We start from the raw sequence: 18425 nt of genomic DNA, 5'->3' as shown, positions 1-18425 counted from the left end.
GTAACCGGGCCGCCTAACGAGCCGACTGAGGCAACGGTTCGGCATTGGGCGACTGCCAGCCGGTCCGGACGAGCACCTCGCCCTCGTGCAGCAGCGGCTCCGAGGCCAGACCCCACACGGTCGACGCCAGCAGCACGGCGCTCACCGCCTCGCCCAGCCGCAGCCGGTCCTCGCCGACCAGCCGCAGCAGCACGCCGTTGCGCCGCGCCACGAGCTCCAGGTCGCACAGCTCGGCGCGGGCCGCGTGCAGCAGCCACGTCAGCGCCGAGTCCGGCACCTCGTCGGCCAGGTACGGCCGGGGATCGGCCCTGCGCAACGAGATCGCCGCCGCGGGCGCGACCTCGCACGAGAACGGGTCCAGCTCCCAGCGCGGGTGCACCGAGGCGATCTGACCGTCGGCCGAGTTCGCCCGCAGCACGTGGCAGTCCCAGCCCATGGCCGACAGTGCGACGCGCACGTGGTGAAGGACGGCTCCACACGCGAGCAGCGCCGTCTGGTCCGTGCGCGTTGTCAGCAGCTCCATGCACTCATCGCCGCTACGCCATCGCCACGGTGGCACGATGCCGAACGACGGCGCTCGCGCGGCGAGTTTCAGCACCTCTTCGACGGTTCCCGCGTCTGGCGTGCGCACGCTGGTGCTCATTCAGACCACGTTGCACCCGAACGGCTGCACAGAGGCTGCGTCACGACTGCGCGGCCGCGACCACCGCCGCCACGGTCATCGCCGCACCGCGTGCGTAGTGCTCGTCGTAGGTCTCGTCGCCCAGGGCCTGCCGGCACAACGCGACGCACTGGTCGTGCGACGCCGCGAAGTTCGCCGAGCCGAACAGCGGCAGCCCGACGGACCGCCACACCCGCTCGGCTCCGCCCAGCAGCAGCGCGGCGTGCGACGCGGACCCCGTGACCACCGCGATCGCCGCCAGCAGCTCGACCGACACCGCGATGCCCAGCAGGTCGTCGAAGCTCTCCTTGATGCGCAACGAAGAAGTGGCCAGCTCACGGGCTTCGGCGACGTCACCGCGTCCCATCTCCACGAACGCCAGCACGTACAACGCGTACGCGCGTGCCCACAGCTCGCCGTTCTCCTCACACACGGCCCGTGCCTCGGCACAGATAGCCGCCGCATGGTCATAGTCGCCGCTGAACGCCACGGTGATCGCCAACGCGACGCGCGCCATGATCACGTTGCTGTCCATGTGTCCCAACGCCGTGTGGCGCCGATCAGCCTCCGCCAGCAGTGACGCGCCCAACGGCAGGTCGTCGCCGAACACCGCCGCTGCGCCCTGCACGTACGTCGCGTAGACGTCGGCGTCCTCGTCGTCCAACAACAACGCCTCGGCCCGGCACGTTTGCAGCAACTCCGGCACCGCGGCGCGGTTGCCCTGCAACGTCGCCACGTACCCCGCGACCCACAACGCCTTGCAGCGCGCCCGTGACGGCTCGGTCTCCAGCGACAAAGCCCAGGTCAGCCAGTGCCGGCCCTCGGCCAGCCGCCCGCAGCCGACCCACTGGAACCACAACGTTCCCGCCAGCAGCAGTCCCGCGTCGGCCTCGCCGGGAGTCGTCAGCGAGTACTCCAGCGCTGCCCGCAGGTTGCCGCGTTCGGCGGTCATCGCGTCGACGGTCGCGGCCTGCCGTGGGGTGAACCAGGCGCGTTCGCCTTGTTCGGCAACACCTGCGTAGTAGTCGCGATGTCGCATCCGCAGCCGTGGTTCTTCATCGCTCGCACGCAACCGCGTCTGCCCGTACTGACGCATGGTCTCCAGCAACCGATAGCGCGCCACGCCAGCGTGTTCCTCGCGTTGCAGCACGGACTTGTCGACCAGGCCGTCGACCGCGTCGAACATGAAGTCCGCGGTCAGGGCGTCATCGGAACACACGGCCTCGGCGGCGGTGAGGTCGAAACTGCCGGCGAACACCGACGCGCGCGCCCACAGCAGCTGCTCGCGCGGTGAGCAGAGGTCGAAGCTCCAGTCCATGGTCGCGATCAGGGTCTGGTGCTGCGGCAACGCGTTCCGCCCGCCGTCGGTGAGCACCTTGAACCGGTCGTCGAGCCGTTCGAGCAGCTGGGCAGGGCTGAGGGCGCGCACCCGCAGCGCCGCCATCTCGATCGCCAGCGGAATGCCGTCCAACCGGCGGCACAGGTCGGCGACCGACTGCTCGTTCGCCTGCGTGATGACGAACGAGCCGGGAATCGCGGCGTCGGCACGTTGGGCGAACAACGTCGCCGCCGGATATGGCACGGACAACGGCGCAACGGACAGCACTTGCTCGCCATAGACCCGCAGCGCGCGCCTCGACGTGGCGATCACCCGTAGCCGTGGTGCGACACGCAGCAGCGTGTCGACGAGAACGGCGCAGTGGTCGACGACGTGCTCGCAGTTGTCCAGGACCAGCAACGCGTCGCGGTCGGCGAGGAACTCCGTGAGCACGGTCAGCAGCCCGCGTCCGGTCTGGTCGACCACGCCCAGCGCCTCGGCCACGGTGTGGGGGACCAGCGCCCGGTCGCGCAACGCCGCCAGCTCCACCAGCCACACGCCGTCCGGTGGCTGCTCGCGGCGTGCCACGTGCACCGCGAGCCGCGTCTTGCCGACCCCGCCGACGCCGATCAGCGTGACCAGCCGGTGCTGTCCGACCAGGTCCGCGAGCTGCGCGGCCTCGGGTCGGTCGACGAAGCTGGACCGGTCGGCCGGCAGGTTGCCGCGCACCGGCGCGGGCGGGCGTTCGACCAGGTCGAGACGGGGATCGGCGGTCAGGACCGCCTGTTCGAGGTCGCGCAGCCGGGTGCCGGGCTCGATGCCCAGCTCGTCGACCAGGACGCTCCGCGCACGGTGGAACGCGGCCAACGCCTCGGCCTGCCTCCCACACCGGTAGAGCGCGATCATCAGCTGCTCCCACAGCCGTTCGCGGAACGGGTGCTGCTCGACCAGCGAGCTGACCAGCGGCGCGACGGCGGCGTGCTCCCCGAGCGCCAGCGAGGCGTCCATCAGGTCCTCGGTCGCCCCCAGCCGCAGCTCGGTGAGCCGCGCGGACTCGTTGCGCGCCCACTCGCCGGGCCGGCAGTCCACGAGCGGATCGCCCGTCCACAACGCGAGAGCCTCGCGCAGCATCCGTGCGGACTCCATCGGTTCGTCGCTCGTGCGTGCTGCTGCGACAAGCGCTTCGAACCGTGCGACGTCCACGTGCTCTGCCGGTGCGTTGAACACGTAACCAGGCTCACGAGTCGTGATCAGCTCGCCCAGCCCGGCGTCGCGAATCTGGCCGCGCAACCGCGCGAGGAGGCTGTGCAGGGTCTTCGTGGCGGTGGCGGGCACCTCGTCCGACCACAGCGCGTCGACGAGCGCGCTCCTCGGCACCGTCTCCCCGGGGTTGACGGCGAGGCGGGCCACGAGGGTCCGCTGTCCCGCGCTGCTGAGCTGCACCGCTCCGTTCGGACCGGTGAGTTCGAGCGGTCCGAGCAGCCGGATGATCACGTTTTCGTCCTGTCGTCAGCCCCCGACAAAGGCTGGAACCGCGACAAGAGATACCAGTCGCGTCCGGTCTGAGGACCGGTACGCGACGACGTCACCCCAACGGCCGTGCGCCCAATGGCTGACCGGCCGCGGCCGCACGGCGGCGGGCCGCTCCGCTGAGCAGCCCGCCGGCAGCGCGGTTCTCAGACGAGAGCGGCGTCCAGCGTGATGTTCTCGACGGCCGCGAGCGCCTTGGACACGGGGCAGTTCGCCTTGGCGCCCTCGGCGGCCGCGACGAAGTCCTCCTGGGACAGGCCCGGCACGTTGGCGCGCACGGTGAGGTGGATCCCGAGGATGCCCTTGCCGGCCTGGAACTGCACCTCGGCCTTGGTGTCGATCGAGGTGGGCGGCGTGCCCGCACCGGTGAGGCCGTGCGAGAGCGCCATCGAGTAGCAGGCCGAGTGCGCGGCGGCGATGAGCTCCTCGGGGCTGGTCTTGCCGCCCGCCTCCTCGGCGCGCGCCTTCCAGTCGATGTCGAAGCTGCCGCTGTTGGAGGTGGAGAGGGCGACGTTGCCCTTGCCCTCGACGAGGGAACCTTCCCAGTGCGCGTTTGCCGTCTGAGTGATGGCCATGATCTCCAGGTCCTTGTCGAACGAGCTCGATCAGGTTGATGCGAGCGGCTGGGACCACCCTTTCACGGGTGGGCGCGGAGATCACCTCGAAGAGCCTGAGAATCACTGGGCGGGAACTGGAAGAGTCGGGGCGTGGACGTCGTGCTGCCTCCCCGTGTCCGTGCCGGTGACCGGGTGCGTCTCGTGTCGCCCGCCAGCTACCCCGGCGAGGACGAGCTGGCCGACGCCGTGCGGGTGCTGGAGAGCTGGGGACTCGTCGTCGAGGTCGGCAAGCACGCGATGGACCGCCACGGCTACATGGCGGGCCGTGACGCGGACAGGCTGGCGGACCTCGACGACGCCTATCGGGATCCCGGAGTGCGGGCGGTCATCGCCACCCGCGGCGGTGCCGGCGCGTACCGCATCGCCGACGACCTCGACTTCGCCGCCGTGCGCGCCGACCCCAAGCCGTTGGTCGGGTTCAGCGACATCACCAACCTGCACCTGGCGCTGTGGCGGCACTGCCGGATCGCGGGGATCCACGGGTTCCTGGTCGGTGCCCGCTCGGCAGCGGCGACGCGGTCGTTGTTGATAGAAGGCGAACCCGTGGTCCTGCACCGGGATCCCGATGCGCTGACGGCTTCTGTGCAGGTCTCCGGTGTCGCGAGGGGCAACCTCGTCGGCGGTCACCTCGGCACGCTCGCCTGGAGCGTCGGCGCCGGACTGCCGAGCTTGGCCGGCGCGATCCTGTTCCTGGAGGCACCTCGCGCGGTCGGGCTGGGCCACGTCGACCGGCAGCTCACGCAGCTGGCGCGATCCGGCTCGCTGCGGGGACTCCGCGGTGTCGCGCTGGGCCGGTTCCCGGGGTTCGAGGACTACACCGACCGCGACTGGACCGTGCTCGACGTGCTGCGCGACCGGCTGGAACCGCTGGGCGTACCGGTGATCGGCGGCATCGACGCAGGCCACGGCGACGACCCGGTGTCCATCCCGCTGGGTCCGATCGCCGACCTGGACGCCGACGCCGGCACCCTCACCGTCGGACCACCAGTCCGGTGACCTCGACGTGGGGTCACCAGTCCGGTGACCGCGGGGGGTTTGGGGGGTCGTCCCCCCAGAATCATGGCGAAACGAGAATGGCCCATGCTCTACATGAGCATGGGCCACCCCGAGTGGAGCGGATGACGAGACTCGAACTCGCGACCCTCACCTTGGCAAGGTGATGCGCTACCAACTGCGCTACATCCGCACTGCCTTACGGGAGAAAACTATACAGCAGCTCTAAACGGCGTCCCGACCGGGGGGCTGTAAGCCCGCCAGCAGTTGATCTACCTCGGACAACTGCTCCTTCGGCCACCGCCACTCCCACAGCGCCCGCACCTTCGCCAGCACGTCGACCGGAAGCCACGCCGCCACCTCCTCGCGGAGGTCCCAGTCGTCGAACACGTGCTCGTAGAAGCTCACGAGCGCCGCGTTCTCCAGGAACTGCTCCGGCTGGTGGAAGCACCAGTGCGCGAAGCCGTACGCGCGGCGCAGCACGTCGTCGTCCTGCTCGCGGTGCGCTTCCTGGGCCAGCTGCGACAGCTCGGAGAAGAAGACGTGGCAGGACCACTCCTCGGTCTCGGCGACAGCACGAAGTTCCGGCACGAGAGCCGAGGCGCGTTCTCGCCAGTCCACCACGCCCGTGACGATAGTCGCTGGATCTTCTTCGGCCGACCGTCCGACGCCCACCTGTGACCGCTTCGTCACCGGATGCGTTGCGCTGAACAGCCCACTACTAACGGATGGTCTTGTATATCGACCTGTTCTCATCCCGGGGCAGGTCTGGCCCCTTGTGGCATGTTGAAGCGCGTGATGGTCGACGAGAACGAGGTCGACCGGGACCTGCTCGCCAGAGTGCGCGAGGGAGATGACTCGGCCTACGGCGAACTGTTCTCCCGGCATGCGGACGCTGTTCGCCGTTTCTCACTCAGGCACGTGCGGGAGGCCGCCGAGGCGGACGACCTCACCGCGGAGGCGTTCTTCCGCATGCTGCAGGCGATCCGCCGCGGCAGCGGTCCGACCGACCACGTGCGCACCTACCTGCTGACCGTCTCCCGCCGGGTCGCGTGGGAGTGGAGCGGGCGGCGCCGGGACGTTCCCGTCGAGGACGAGGAGCTGGGCCGGCGCGTCGAACCGGTGAGCGACAACGCCAACCGCCGGGTCGAGCACAACCTGATCACCCGCGCCTTCTCCAGCCTGCCCGAACGGTGGCGGGTCGTGCTGTGGCGCGTCGAGGTGGAGGGCGAGCGCCCCGCCTCCGTGGCACCGCACTTCGGACTGTCGCCGAACGCCATGTCGGCGTTGGCCCGCCGTGCGCGCGAGGGACTGCGTGCGGCGTACCTGCAGGCGCACCTCGCTGCCGACGACGGGCGTTCGTCGTGCGCGACGATCCGCGCGAAGCTCGGCACCTACACGGCCGGTGGGGTGCAGGGCGTCGAGGAACGGCGGATCGGCGCCCACCTCGACACCTGTCCGTCCTGCTCGCAGCTGCACGCCGAGCTGAACGAGGTCTGCGCGACCCTGCGGTCCAACGCGGCGTTCCTGATCGTGCCGACGGGGCTCGGGCTCGCGTTCGCCGGGAAGGTGTTCTTCACCAAGGCGAAGATGGCCTTGGCGGCGGCGAGCGTCGCGACGGTCGGGCTGGTCGGGACGATGGCCGCCGTGTTCACCGGTGGACCGGGGACCGCGGTGCTGGAGCCGGACCAGAAGCCCGCGGTGATCGCGCTGAACACGTCGTCGGGCACGTCCAGCTCCGGCCACAGCCAGGAGGTCGTGGTCGCGCCGCCGCCCCAGGGCCGGCGGCAGGAGCAACAGCAGCAGGGACGGGTCGCGCACCCGGCGGGGCAGCCGCAGCAGGGCGCCGTGCAGCGGACCGAGTCGTCGACCACGCCGCCGACCTCCGCCCAGCACGAGGACCCGCCGGTCGAACGGTCCGAGACGGTCGTGGAGACGTCCTCTTCGCCCACGGGATACCCGACGGTCGTCACCACCTCGCGGGACATCAACTCGCTGAACACGCAGTCCAGCACGTCCGGGTCGGCACCGCCGTCGTCCAAGCCGTGCTCCACGGCGCGGACCACCGAGACCACGGCCACGCTCTACCCGACGGAGCCCGTCCAGAACTGACGGTGACGATCGAGGTCGGGCGAGTTCACCCACAAGGCTCGGCCCTCGCCAGGTACGGTTTGTCCAAGACCGACCGAGCGTGGGAGACGGGCAGATGACGCGGCTGGTGCGCGGTGCGGACGGGCGGATGTGGACGGTCCACAGCCGGGTCGAGTGGCGCAACCCGGTGATTTCCGACGACTTCGAGCACGACGTCAGCGGTGGTGCGCTGCCAGGAATCATGATGGCGGGCATGTTGGTCGTCATGGTGGTCGTGCTGATCGCCTGGACGCCGGCCCAGGTCGTGATCCCCGCGTGGCTGATCCTCGCGCTGATCTTCCTCCTCCTGTTCTTCCCGGTCCGCTGGGCGCTGCGCCGCCCGCACACGCTGGTCGCGGAGAGCAAGGCCACGGCCGACGAGCTGCCGCCCGAGCGGTGGATCGGGCAGGTCCGCGGGCCCCTCGCGGTGCGCCAGGAGGCGTCGCGGGTCGCCAGGACGATCGAGATGCACTCGCTGCCGGACGTCGAAGGTCCGTTGCAACCCGTCGACTGATGCGACACTGGACCGGTGCCCGAGCTACCCGAGGTAGAAGCACTGGTCCACCACCTGCGTGAGAACGCGGTGGGCCGTGTTGTGCACCGCGTCGACGTCGCCTCGCTGCAGGTGCTCAAGACGTTCGACCCGCCGTGGACCGCGCTGCACGGCCAGGAGGTCGTGGCCGCGCACCGGCACGGCAAACACCTCGACCTGGAGGTCGCCGACGGCCTGCACCTGGTCGTCCACCTCGCCCGCGCCGGTTGGCTGCGCTGGGCCGACACCATGTCCGCGCCGCCGCCCAAGCAGGGCCGCGGCCCGCTGGCGTTGCGCGTGCACCTGGGTCCGCCCGGTCAGGGGCCCGGCTTCGACCTGACCGAGGCCGGCACGAAGAAGGGGCTCGCGGCGTGGATCGTCCGCGACCCGAAGACCATCGCGAGCATCGCCCGGCTGGGCCCCGACGCGTTGGGGATCACCCGCACGCAGCTCGAGGACCTGTTCGCCAAGCGGACCGAGCGGCTCAAGACGTCGCTCACGGACCAGAGCCTGATCGCGGGCATCGGCAACGCCTACTCCGACGAGATCATGCACATGGCCCGGCTCTCGCCCTACGCGACGGCGGGCAAGCTCGACGAGGAGCAGCTCGACCGGTTGCACGAGGCCATGCTCACCACGCTGACGGACGCGGTCGCACGGTCCGTGGGGCAGGACGCGGCTCGTCTGAAGGGCGAGAAGCGGTCGGGCCTGCGGGTGCACGCGCGCACGGGGCTGCCGTGTCCCGTGTGCGGCGACACGGTTCGTGAGGTGTCGTTCGCGGACAAGGCGTTCCAGTACTGCCCGACGTGCCAGACCGGGGGCAAGCCGCTGGCCGACCGCCGGTTGTCACGGCTGCTCAAATAACCGCCGCTTAACCGGCCTCGCCGAGCCTCGGACGCATGACACGTCTGGGGAAGGCCCTCGCCGTCCTGTCCGTCGCCGCCGCTGCCTCGGTGCTCACGCCGATGAACGCGAACGCCGCGGAGTACGGCTGCACGGGTTCGCTGATCGACACCTACAAGGTGAAGTCGAACGTGGGCAACCACCTGAGCACCATCCGGCTCTACTACAACTCCAGCACCGGCTACAACTGCGCCGCCAACGTGAAGACGGCCTACTACTCGCAGTTCAAGCACGATGCGTCGATCACGCTGATGAACTCGGACTGGGCCGAGGACAACCACCGCCCCGGCTACAACATCGACGAGGACAGCGGGAAGTTCCAGTACTACGCCGGTCCTGTGAAGGTCTACGGCAAGGGCAAGTGCATGTACGTGACCGCCCACACCTGGTACTACGACGAGGTCGGCTTCGGCAGCGGCAGCGGCCACTGCGGTTAGACGACCAGCACCTCCAGGGTGCGCGGGCCGTGCACGCCCTCCACCCGGTTGAGCTCGATGTCGCTGGTCGCCGACGGGCCGCTGATGAACGTCAGCGGCCGCGTCGGTTCCAGGCGCTGCAACGCTTCCGGCACCGACGCGGCGATCTGGTCCGCGCGCACCACGCACAGGTGGTAGTCGGGGAGCAGGGTGAGCGCGCGCCGGCCCTGCGCCACACCGCCGTCGAGGACGATCGTGCCGGTGTCCGCGATCGCCACCGCGCAGCCGGTCAGCACGCCGTCCGCCTGGTCGAGCTCGTCGATCGTGAGCGGGTCGTGCAGCCACGTGACGCCGTCGACGAGCCACTCGGCCGGAACATCTCGGGGCACCACGATCCGCTTGCCTTGGAGGCGTTCCAACGCTGCGGGCACGTTCGTGACGATGTGAACGATCGCGCGGTAGTCGGCGACCCGCTCGGCGAACAGCTCGACGTCGCCCGACCCCTCGCGGTGGTAGCCGCGGACGACCGGAGCGGCGGCGGGCACGCGTGCGTTCCGGATGCGGGCGAGGATCTCGTCCTTCGCGCTAGCCATGGTTCTTCCTCCACCACGTGCGGAACGACTCGGCCGGCGGCGCGGGTACGTCGCGGGACGACGTCCACTTGGAGCCCGGCCAAGGCAACGACGAGATGCGGCCGTCCCGCGCGAGGAAACGGGCCAGGGAACCGGCTTTCTGCGCCTTCTCGTAGCGGGAGGCGTCCTTGAACATCCACGCCGCGGCCGCCATCGCGATCGACTCCGCGGTGCGCCCCTTGGCTTCCACTGCTTCGGCGCGCAAGTGTGTGAGCACGGACGGGATGTCGATCCGAACCGGGCAGACCTCGAAGCACGCGCCGCACAGCGATGAGGCGTAAGGAAGTGAGGCCGCCTGCGGGTCGTGCATGTCGCCGACCAGCTGCGGCGTGAGGATCGCGCCGATCGGGCCGGGGTAGACCGAGCCGTACGACTGGCCGCCGGTGCGTTCGTAGACCGGGCAAACGTTGAGGCACGCACTGCACCGGATGCATCGCAATGCCTGGCGCCCGACGGAGTCTTGGAGCGTCGCCGTGCGGCCGTTGTCGATCAGCACGAGGTGGAACTTCTGCGGGCCGTCGCCGGGTGTCACGCCCGTCCAGACGCTCGTGTACGGGTTCATGCGCTCCGCGGTGGACGAGCGGGGCAGCAGTTGCAGGAAGACTTCGAGGTCCTGCCACGTCGGCACGAGCTTCTCGATGCCCATCACGGTGATCAGGGTGTCCGGCAGCGTGAGGCACATGCGGCCGTTGCCCTCGGACTCCAGCACGACGATCGAGCCGGTGTCGGCGACGGCGAAGTTCGCACCGGAGATCGCGACCTTGGTGGTGAGGAACTTCTGCCGCAGGTGGACCCGCGCGGCCTCGGCGAGGTCGGCTGGTTCGTCGCTGACCTCGACGCCCATGCGGCGCTGGAAGATCTCGCGGATCTCCGAGCGGTTGCGGTGGATCGCGGGCACGAGGATGTGCGACGGCCGGTCGTCGCCGAGCTGCACGATCAGCTCGGCGAGGTCGGTCTCGATCGCCTGCACGCCACCGGCTTCGAGGGCTTCGTTGAGCCCGATCTCGGCCGTGGCCATGGACTTGACCTTGACGACTTCGGACGCGTTTTCGGCTTTGCAGAGTTCGAGCACGATCCGGTTCGCCTCTTCGGCGTCGCGTGCCCAGTGGACGACGCCGCCCCGCGCCGTGACCGACTCCTCCAGTTGCAGGAGAAGGGTGTCGAGGCGGGACAGGACGTCGTTCTTGATCTGCTCGCCGGCGACCCGCAGCTGTTCCCAGTCGGTCATCTCGGCGACGGCGGCGGCCCGCCGACCGCGGATCGTGCCGGTTGCCTTGCGCAGGTTCTGACGCAGTTGCGTGTCGGCCAACGCCTTGTGGGCCGCCTTGGGGAACGTCGGGCTGCCCAGCCACGTCACGGGGTTGCGCGCCACGGGTCCTCCTCCGTCGAAGCCAGGATCTCGGCCAGGTGCACCGGCTGCACGCCCGCGCGCAGCCGCGAGAGGCCGCCGCCGATGTGCATGAGGCAGGAGTTGTCGCCTGCGCTGAGGACCTCGGCGCCGGTGGAGAGCACGCACGTCATCTTGTCCGCGAGCATCGCCGTGGACGTCTCGGCGTTCTTCACCGCGAACGTGCCGCCGAAGCCGCAGCAGTGCGTCGAGTCCGGCAGTTCCACCAGATCGAGTGCCTTGACGGCCCTGAGCAGCGCCAACGGCTTGTCGCCGACGCCCAGCATGCGCAACGAGTGACACGTGGGGTGATAGGTGACCCGGTGGGGGAACCACGCGCCGACGTCCATCACACCGAGCACGTCCACGAGGAATTCCGCCAGCTCGAACGTGCGCGGCGGGGACTCACCGAGCGTGGGATGGATCTCCCTGACCATGCCCGCACATGACCCGGATGGCGCAACCACGTAGTCGTAGCTCTGGAAGACGTCGGTGTACTTGCGCGCGAGAGGCTTCGCGTGGTCGCGGTAGCCGGTGTTGAAGTGCATCTGCCCGCAACAGGTCTGGTCGAGCGGGAAGTCGACCTCACAGCCGAGCCTCTCCAGCAGACGCACCACCGCACGAGCCGTCGACGGGAAGAACGTGTCGGTCAGGCAGGTCGCGAACAGAGCCACTTTCACCAGCACACCCTCTCCCCAAAATCATCGGATGTCTACCTGTGGCAGTGGACCGTCCGGGGGTACACGCGGCGCCCCCCTTGCCAAGCAGGTCCGGTCAGCAGAGCATGTGCGCTGTGGGCGACCTGTTGACCGAGCGCGCCGTGCTCGGTGTCATCGCGACCCTGGCCGTTCTGGGCCTCTTCGTGATGCTGTGCCGCGCTCGACGAGTCAGCACCTCCGTGGAGGATGCTGTGATGGACATGCTCGACCGCATGTCCAAGGCGTCGAGCGACCTCCGCGCGGGCCTGACCCAGGAGGCCGCCGACAAGGCGACACCCCACCTGCGCGAGATGCTGCGGTGCGTCGCGGTCGCCATCACCGACGAGGAGGGCACCGTCCTCTCGTGGGACGGCGGCGCCAACGACCACTACGAGTACCTCCGCGACACGGTGGCCCGAGCCATCAACAACTGCCACAAGGAACACGTCGACCACCGCAAGCTCGGCTGCGAGCTCCAGGGCCCGTGCTCCCTGCACAGCGTCGTGGTCGTGCCCCTGGTTGTCGAGGGCGACGTGGCCGGCACGTTGATCGTCGTGTCCGGCGTCGCCTCGAAGCGCCAGATCCGCATGGCCGAGGAGACGGCCCGCTTCGTCTCGACCCAGCTGGAGCTGGAGGTCGTCCAGAAGCAGCGGCAACAGCTCGCCCAAGCCGAGGTGAAGGCCCTGCGGGCCCAGATCTCGCCGCACTTCGTCTACAACGCCCTGAACACCATCTCGTCGCTGATCCGCACCGACCCCGCGCACGCCCGCGAGCTGCTGCAGGAGTTCGCGGAGTTCACGCGCTACTCGTTCCGCACCGACGGCCTCTTCACGACCCTGGCCGACGAGCTCACGAACATCCACCGATACCTCACGATCGAACAGGCCCGCTACGGCTCCCGCCTGAACGTCCGCCTGCGCATCGCCCCCGAGGTGCTGCAGGTCGTGCTCCCGTTCCTGGTCCTGCAGCCGCTCGTCGAGAACGCCGTCCGCCACGGCCTGGCCAAGAAACCCGGCGGCGGCATGCTCACCATCACCGCCGAGGACAACGGCAACGAGGCGCTGATCAGCGTCGAGGACGACGGCGTCGGCATGGACCCCGAACGGCTCGACGACATCAAGGACGCCCACCAGACCGGCGCGCACGTCGGCATCGGCAACATCAACGACCGCATGCGCACGGTGTTCGGCGCGGAGTACGCGCTGGTGGTGGAGACGGCGCCGAACGCGGGGACCAAGGTGATCCTGAACGTGCCGAAGTTCGCGCGGAACGTGCTGCCGAACTTGAACATCGGGACGCAGCTGACGGATGAGCCGATGACGAACGAGCAGCCGGCGATCCGCGCCTGAGGCTGCGGGCCGGCGGAGGACGCTGGCTGGCGGAGGCCGCGGGCTGGCAGGGCGCGGCTGGTGGGTTGCGTGGCTGGTGGGTCGCGGCGCGGACGGTAGGCAGCGCGGACGGCGAGCGGCGGCGTGCCGTTTGCCGTGAGCGGCCGCGAGAGAGCGCCGGATGTGTGCGGTCTGGGTGGGCTATCGGGTTGAGTGGTGGTGGCGCGGCCGTGTGTGCCCGCGAGAGAGCTGAACACGCCCGCCGTCAGCCGATGATCCGCGCCAACTCAACAACGGTGACCCACACCCGGCCCCGGCAACCCGGCCCCGGCAACCCGGCCCCAGCAACCCGGTAACGGCAACCCGACAGCGGTGACCCAGGCCTGGCGCCGGCGCGGTCCGATCACGGCACCTGCGGCCCGGCCCGGAAGCACAGCACCCCACCCGCCCGGACACGCCGCCGACCCCGGCCACCCACCCTTGGACGCCCTCCAACCCGACCCCAGAAGCACCCCCGGACGTGTGGTTTCACCCCACCCCCAACCGCTAACGCGCGCCCGTGCACCCATCCCTGACCCACGAGTCAACTTGCGTGCGCAACCATGGCTCAACCCGGCCGACAACCCTGCCGATTGTGGTGGTGACCAATGAACGCCGGTATTTGAACCAACAGATGCCGGCCGCGAGTAAAGGCAACATCAATTGCACGAACCACAGGCACCCGAACGCGTCCGCGTCTGCATCAAGTGCACCGCGAAGGGCTTCTCCAGCTGCAAGTGCTGAAGAACGAACCACTGGTCAGCGCGCCGCCACCGCCAAAGTCGTGATCAGCACGACGGCGCACACGCTCCAGCTGACCCACATCCAGTAAATGTGCATGGGCGTGGGCCCGGCGGCGTTTTGCCGGCCCCGGTCGTCCCACCACTCGACGTAGCGTTCGAGCCAGCGGATCGGGTTGAACGTCACCCGCCGAACACTACGTGTTCAAGGTCACGCGGGAGCAACCTCCGCACATCTCGGCTCCCGCGTGACCGCGAAACGCACGTACTGTCGAGTGCATGAGCGTCACGGACAAGATCGCGGCCCGTCTTCCGAGGGTCATGGACCGGGGTGAGCGGCCTCCGGTCGTCGCCGCGGTGCGGTTGCACGGGGTCATCACCCCGCAGTCCTCGCCGGTCGCCCGCAACACGATCAGCCTCCAGAACGTCGAGTCGGCCATCAACCGCGCGTTCGACAACGAGCGGTTGATCGCCGTGGCACTGCTCATCAACTCGCCCGGTGGTGCTCCCACGCAGTCCGCGCTCATCGCGGAGCGGATCCGGGAGCTCGCCACCAAGAAGCACGTGCCGGTGCTCGCGTTCTGCGAGGACGTGGCGGCGTCCGGCGGTTACTGGCTCGCGTGCGCCGGTGACGAGATCTATGCGCACGGCACGAGTCTTGTCGGGTCCATCGGCGTGGTCAGCTCGGGCTTCGGGCTCAACGGGCTGCTGGACAAGGCCGGTGTGGAGCGGCGGGTCTACACGGCCGGGGAGAACAAGGTGCGGCTCGACCCGTTCCAGGCCGAGAAGCCCGAGGACGTCGAGTGGTTGAAGTCGCTGCACTCCGATCTGCACGAGCAGTTCAAGCAGTGGGTCGTCGAACGTCGCGGCGCGAAGCTCAGCCAGGACGAGAACCTCTTCAGCGGTGAGATCTGGACCGGCGCGAAGGCTCAGGAGCTCGGGCTGATCGACGGCATCGGCACGATCCGCAGCGTCATCGCGAAGCGGTTCCCGGACGCCGAGCTGACGGTGGCCGAGCCGCGCAAGCCGTTGCTCGCGAAGCTCGGGCTGGCAAGCACTTCCACCCGATCGGGCGATCTCGTGGCACAGGTGCTGGCGAGTGTCGAGGAACGTGCTCGCTGGTCCCGATTCGGGCTGTGAGCATCAGTTCGGTTTCGCAGGGCGTGTCGAGCCCGACCCCGGCGTAGACACGACTGCACATTGGTGGGCAAGATGCCCGACACAGTGAGTACCCAAGACAACGCCGGTCTCCTCGTCCTCGCAGTCGATGACGAGGCTCCCGGCCTGAGCGAGATCAAGTTCCTGCTCGAGAGCAGTCCTCACATCCGGCGCGTCCTCACGGCCTTCGACGCCGCCGAGGCGCTGCGCATCCTGAGGGGTGACTACGAGCAGGAGGTCATGGCGAGGACCAAAGCCGGCCTGCCGCCGGTCGACGCGGTGTTCGCCGACATCAACATGCCCGGCTTGTCCGGCATGGATCTCGCACGGGTGCTCAGCGCGTTCCGGTACCCGCCCGCCCTCGTCTTCGTGACGGGCGTGGAGGAACGCGACGCGCTCGTCACGGCGTTCGACGTCGGCGCGCTCGACTTCATCAACAAGCCGATCAACGAGGAACGCGTCCTCAAGGCGATCTCCCGGGTCGCCGACCGGGTGGGACGCACCGCGGCCCCGTCCGCGCAGACCGCCCAGACGGCGCAGAACCCCGCCGAACCGACCGACGACGAGGTCATCCCCGTCGAGCTCGGTGGCACCATCAAGCTCGTGCCGCGCGCGTCCGTGCGGTACGTCGAGGCGCAGGGCGACTACGCCCGCCTGCACACCCAGGACGGCAGCCACCTCGTGCGCATCCCGCTCGCCCAGCTCGAGGAGCGGTGGGCCAACGCGGGGTTCGTGCGCATCCACCGGTCGTACCTCGTCGCGTTGCCGCTGGTCAGCGAGCTGCGGATGACGGCGAACGGCTACGCGGTCGTCATCGGCACCGGTGAGGGCGCCAAGGAGCTCCCGGTGAGCCGCCGGCACACCAAGGAGCTCAAGGAACGGATCGTGCGACCGCCGAAGAGCGGCTGGTGAGCAGGCACGACGCGGGAAAGCCCGAGCAGGCCGCCCGCGAGGCCTGGCTCGGTGAGCAGGCCCGCAAGCCGCGCCGGCGCCGGGTCGTGCTCGCCGACTCGACCAAGAAGCAGGGCAAGGCGTTACGCACGATCATCGAGCTGGAGGAGCAGACCAGCGTCGGGGAGAAGCTGGTCCGCGACCTCATCCGGCAGCAGCTGAAGTCCGCCTTCGGGCTCGCGTTCGCCGTGCTGGTAGGAATGTGCCTGCTGCCGGTCGCCTTCTTCGCCTTCCCCGAGATCGGGGACCTGCAGGTGCTCGGCATCCCCGTCCCCTGGCTCGTGCTCGGTCTCGCTCCCTTCCCGATCCTCTACGCGGTCGGCTGGGTGTTCCGCAGACAGGCCGAAAGGCACGAGCGCGACTTCGTGAACATGGTCGACCGCTGACGTGAACGCCACCATCTGGAGCCTCACCGCCATCGTCCTCGTCGCGGGCGTGACGTTCCTGCTCGGCTACGTGGGGTCCCGCAAGGCCAACACGACGCCGGACTTCCTGGTGGCGCGCCGGGCGATCCCCGCCACCCGCAACGCCGCCGCGATCTCCGGCGAGTACCTGTCCGCGGCGTCGTTCCTCGGTGTCGCCGGGCTCGTGCTCAAGGACGGCGTCGACGCGCTCTGGTACCCGGTCGGCTTCACCGCGGGCTACCTGGCGCTGCTGCTGTTCGTCGCGGCACCGCTGCGGCGGTCCGGCGCGTACACGCTGCCCGACTTCGCCGAGGCACGGCTGGGGTCGGCGAACGTCCGGCACTTCAGCACGTTCTTCGTGGTCTGCATCGGCGTGCTGTACCTGGTGCCGCAGCTGCAGTCCGCCGGCCTGACGCTCACCACGATCACCGGGCTGTCGCCGTGGTTCGGCGGCCTGATCGTCACGGTGATCGTCGTCGTCAACGTGCTCGGCGGCGGCATGCGCGCGATCACGCTGGTGCAGGCGTTCCAGTACTGGGGCAAGCTCTTCGCGATCGCCGCGCCGACGTTCGTGCTGTTCGTGGTGTTCCTCGCCTCGCCAGACCGCGGCACGCAGCCGATCAGCGACAACGGCGTGGTCCGGTTCCCGGAGGCCGAACGGATCACCGTCGCCGAGCAGGTGGTGAAGGTCCGCGTCGACGAGCCGCTGCGGTTGCGGGTGCACGGCCGGATCGACGGCAGGGACGCGGACGGGCCGGTGTACTGGAGCCGCGGCGTCTACGAGCTGACGCCCGGCACCGTCCTGGAGTTCGACGCGGGCAGCCCGGTGCCGGTGGTCGAGGGCTCGCCGACGACCAACTTCGACTGGACGCACCCGCAGACCGGCGGCGTGTCCGAGCTGATCAGGACGTACTCGCTGATCTTCGCGACGTTCCTCGGCACGATGGGCCTGCCGCACGTCCTGGTCCGCTTCTACACCAACCCGGACGGCAAGGCGGCCCGTCGCACGGCGTTGCACGTGCTCTACCTGCTGGGACTGTTCTACATCTTCCCGACGGTGCTGGGCGTGCTGTCCCGGCTCTACCTGCCGCAGCTGCTCGTGAACGGCAAGACCGACGCGGCGGTGCTGATGCTGCCGGAGACGATGGTGCCGAACCTCGGCGGCCAGATCCTCGGCGCGATCGTCGCCGCGGGCGCGTTCGCGGCGTTCCTGTCGACCTCCTCCGGGCTCGTGGTGTCGGTCGCCGGGGTGGTCTCGACGGACATCCTGCCGGGCAAGGTTCGTGACTTCCGGTGGGCGACCGTGTTCACCGGCGTCGTCGCGATCTGCCTCGCGATGGTCCTCCCGCGCTCCGACGCGTCACTGACGGTGGCGATGTCGTTCGCGTTGGCCGCGTCGACCTTCTGCCCGCTTCTGGTCCTCGGGATCTGGTGGCGCGGCCTCACGTGGGTGGGCGCCGTGTGCGGTCTCACGGTCGGCGGCGGCATGGTCATCACGGCTCAGATCCTGAGCGTCGTCAGCGCCTACACCGGCCGCTGGGCGCCCGCTTTCATCACCCAACCAGCGCTGATCACGGTTCCGCTCGCGTTCGCGACGATGATCGTCGTCAGCAAGGCGACCCGCAGGCGGGCGCCCGCGGACGTCAACCAGATCCTGCTGCGCCTGCACGCGCCAGACCCGCTCGGCTTCATCCGCGACCGCGACATCGCCCGGTTCGGGACCGCGGAGGAGAAGGCCCGGCTGGCCGAGGACAAGCGCAGAGGAGCCGGTCGCGCACGGTGAGTAGTCACCGTTTCAAATGGGTGAAAATGGTCACTCGAATCGGTGAACGGTGAATCTGGTCACGCAGAGTGCTGTTCGTCTCCGCATACCTACCGTTCGTCGCATCACCCGACTGCTGGGCGCAACGGCACGAACGGAGCCTTACCTGAGTGACTCAAGTCTCCATACGGTTCTCGACCAAGAACGGACCGCACCAGGAGGCATT

General features: G+C 69.4%; 18 protein-coding genes and 1 tRNA gene. 10 read left to right on the top strand and 9 right to left on the bottom strand.

All coding sequences use genetic code 11. The features are described 5' to 3' along the window. Positions 1–13: 13 nt before the first annotated feature. The 3 genes from ACFWV3_RS39565 to ACFWV3_RS39555 form a co-directional block, all read right to left on the bottom strand. A complete protein-coding gene (locus tag ACFWV3_RS39565; RefSeq protein ID WP_382419067.1) occupies positions 14–643 on the bottom strand; it encodes a hypothetical protein in 630 nt (209 codons plus the stop codon). A gap of 40 nt (positions 644–683) precedes the next feature. Next, positions 684–3473, bottom strand: coding sequence for a BTAD domain-containing putative transcriptional regulator (locus tag ACFWV3_RS39560; RefSeq protein ID WP_382419066.1), 2790 nt, complete (start codon positions 3471–3473; stop codon positions 684–686). 182 nt (positions 3474–3655) lie between these two features. Next, on the bottom strand, positions 3656–4084 hold the full coding sequence (locus ACFWV3_RS39555; protein WP_382419065.1) for an OsmC family peroxiredoxin: 429 nt from the start codon (positions 4082–4084) through the stop codon (positions 3656–3658). Between the two features lie 132 nt (positions 4085–4216). Here ACFWV3_RS39555 and ACFWV3_RS39550 point away from each other — a divergent pair, with 132 nt between their 5' ends. Beyond that, entirely contained in the window at positions 4217–5122 is a 906-nt protein-coding gene (locus tag ACFWV3_RS39550; protein ID WP_382419064.1) for an LD-carboxypeptidase, read from the top strand. 114 nt (positions 5123–5236) lie between these two features. On the opposite strand, the gene ACFWV3_RS39545 is transcribed toward ACFWV3_RS39550, so the two are convergent. Next, positions 5237–5312: transfer RNA gene (locus ACFWV3_RS39545), tRNA-Gly, on the bottom strand. 32 nt (positions 5313–5344) lie between these two features. Continuing rightward, positions 5345–5743: a hypothetical protein gene (locus ACFWV3_RS39540; RefSeq protein ID WP_382419063.1), complete on the bottom strand. Its 399-nt coding sequence runs from the start codon at positions 5741–5743 to the stop codon at positions 5345–5347. Between the two features lie 159 nt (positions 5744–5902). Here ACFWV3_RS39540 and ACFWV3_RS39535 point away from each other — a divergent pair, with 159 nt between their 5' ends. The 4 genes from ACFWV3_RS39535 (at position 5903) to ACFWV3_RS39520 (ending at position 9121) form a co-directional block, all read left to right on the top strand. After that, a complete protein-coding gene (locus tag ACFWV3_RS39535; protein ID WP_382419062.1) occupies positions 5903–7231 on the top strand; it encodes a sigma-70 family RNA polymerase sigma factor in 1329 nt (442 codons plus the stop codon). 94 nt (positions 7232–7325) lie between these two features. After that, the gene (locus tag ACFWV3_RS39530; protein WP_382419061.1) at positions 7326–7763 is read left to right on the top strand and encodes a DUF983 domain-containing protein; all 438 of its coding nucleotides are present in this window, start codon (positions 7326–7328) and stop codon (positions 7761–7763) included. A 15-nt stretch (positions 7764–7778) separates the two neighbouring features. After that, the gene (locus ACFWV3_RS39525; RefSeq protein WP_382419060.1) at positions 7779–8645 is read left to right on the top strand and encodes an Fpg/Nei family DNA glycosylase; all 867 of its coding nucleotides are present in this window, start codon (positions 7779–7781) and stop codon (positions 8643–8645) included. Positions 8646–8680: 35 nt separating this feature from the next. Then, complete coding sequence (locus tag ACFWV3_RS39520; protein ID WP_382419059.1) at positions 8681–9121, top strand: hypothetical protein; 441 nt, start codon at positions 8681–8683, stop codon at positions 9119–9121. Here ACFWV3_RS39520 and ACFWV3_RS39515 read toward each other — a convergent pair. From ACFWV3_RS39515 to ACFWV3_RS39505, 3 genes are read right to left on the bottom strand one after another with little or no spacing between them, the layout of a single operon-like run. Next, the gene (locus ACFWV3_RS39515) at positions 9118–9693 is read right to left on the bottom strand and encodes a lactate utilization protein C (RefSeq protein ID WP_382419058.1); all 576 of its coding nucleotides are present in this window, start codon (positions 9691–9693) and stop codon (positions 9118–9120) included. The genes ACFWV3_RS39520 and ACFWV3_RS39515 overlap by 4 nt on opposite strands. Then, positions 9686–11104 carry a LutB/LldF family L-lactate oxidation iron-sulfur protein gene (locus tag ACFWV3_RS39510; protein WP_382419057.1) on the bottom strand — a complete coding sequence of 473 codons (1419 nt, stop codon included), beginning with the start codon at positions 11102–11104 and terminating at the stop codon, positions 9686–9688. The genes ACFWV3_RS39515 and ACFWV3_RS39510 overlap by 8 nt, the downstream gene beginning before the upstream one ends. Beyond that, the gene (locus ACFWV3_RS39505) at positions 11086–11793 is read right to left on the bottom strand and encodes a (Fe-S)-binding protein (RefSeq protein WP_382419100.1); all 708 of its coding nucleotides are present in this window, start codon (positions 11791–11793) and stop codon (positions 11086–11088) included. Before ACFWV3_RS39505 ends, ACFWV3_RS39510 begins: the two co-directional genes overlap by 19 nt. A 110-nt stretch (positions 11794–11903) precedes the next feature. Here ACFWV3_RS39505 and ACFWV3_RS39500 point away from each other — a divergent pair, with 110 nt between their 5' ends. Further along, positions 11904–13166: a histidine kinase gene (locus ACFWV3_RS39500; RefSeq protein ID WP_382419056.1), complete on the top strand. Its 1263-nt coding sequence runs from the start codon at positions 11904–11906 to the stop codon at positions 13164–13166. A gap of 777 nt (positions 13167–13943) precedes the next feature. On the opposite strand, the gene ACFWV3_RS39495 is transcribed toward ACFWV3_RS39500, so the two are convergent. After that, positions 13944–14111 (bottom strand): hypothetical protein, encoded by a 168-nt coding sequence (locus tag ACFWV3_RS39495; RefSeq protein ID WP_166048541.1) that lies wholly within the window; start codon positions 14109–14111, stop codon positions 13944–13946. Between the two features lie 92 nt (positions 14112–14203). On the opposite strand from ACFWV3_RS39495, the gene ACFWV3_RS39490 reads away from it, so the two are divergent. The 4 genes from ACFWV3_RS39490 (at position 14204) to ACFWV3_RS39475 (ending at position 18220) form a co-directional block, all read left to right on the top strand. Then, the gene (locus ACFWV3_RS39490; protein WP_382419055.1) at positions 14204–15064 is read left to right on the top strand and encodes a S49 family peptidase; all 861 of its coding nucleotides are present in this window, start codon (positions 14204–14206) and stop codon (positions 15062–15064) included. 72 nt (positions 15065–15136) lie between these two features. Beyond that, positions 15137–15994, top strand: a complete 858-nt coding sequence (locus ACFWV3_RS39485; protein ID WP_382419054.1) for a LytR/AlgR family response regulator transcription factor — start codon at positions 15137–15139, stop codon at positions 15992–15994. Continuing rightward, entirely contained in the window at positions 15991–16419 is a 429-nt protein-coding gene (locus tag ACFWV3_RS39480) for a hypothetical protein (protein ID WP_382419053.1), read from the top strand. The genes ACFWV3_RS39485 and ACFWV3_RS39480 overlap by 4 nt, the downstream gene beginning before the upstream one ends. A gap of 1 nt (position 16420) precedes the next feature. Beyond that, positions 16421–18220 (top strand): cation acetate symporter, encoded by a 1800-nt coding sequence (locus ACFWV3_RS39475; protein WP_382419052.1) that lies wholly within the window; start codon positions 16421–16423, stop codon positions 18218–18220. Positions 18221–18425: the final 205 nt, after the last annotated feature.

It is taken from the genome of Lentzea sp. NPDC059081, from assembly GCF_042738015.1.
Lineage (GTDB): Bacteria > Actinomycetota > Actinomycetes > Mycobacteriales > Pseudonocardiaceae > Lentzea.
The sequence above is the reverse complement of the archived record's forward strand: the minus strand, read 5'-3'. Positions and strand labels throughout refer to the sequence as shown.

Coding starts and splice junctions, on each gene's coding strand:
- ACFWV3_RS39565 (WP_382419067.1), bottom strand. CDS start 643: ATGAGCACCAGCGTGCGCACGCCAGACGCGGGAACCGTCGAAGAGGTG.
- ACFWV3_RS39555 (WP_382419065.1), bottom strand. CDS start 4,084: ATGGCCATCACTCAGACGGCAAACGCGCACTGGGAAGGTTCCCTCGTC.
- ACFWV3_RS39535 (WP_382419062.1), top strand. CDS start 5,903: ATGTTGAAGCGCGTGATGGTCGACGAGAACGAGGTCGACCGGGACCTG.
- ACFWV3_RS39530 (WP_382419061.1), top strand. CDS start 7,326: ATGACGCGGCTGGTGCGCGGTGCGGACGGGCGGATGTGGACGGTCCAC.
- ACFWV3_RS39520 (WP_382419059.1), top strand. CDS start 8,681: ATGACACGTCTGGGGAAGGCCCTCGCCGTCCTGTCCGTCGCCGCCGCT.
- ACFWV3_RS39515 (WP_382419058.1), bottom strand. CDS start 9,693: ATGGCTAGCGCGAAGGACGAGATCCTCGCCCGCATCCGGAACGCACGC.
- ACFWV3_RS39500 (WP_382419056.1), top strand. CDS start 11,904: ATGTGCGCTGTGGGCGACCTGTTGACCGAGCGCGCCGTGCTCGGTGTC.
- ACFWV3_RS39490 (WP_382419055.1), top strand. CDS start 14,204: ATGAGCGTCACGGACAAGATCGCGGCCCGTCTTCCGAGGGTCATGGAC.
- ACFWV3_RS39485 (WP_382419054.1), top strand. CDS start 15,137: ATGCCCGACACAGTGAGTACCCAAGACAACGCCGGTCTCCTCGTCCTC.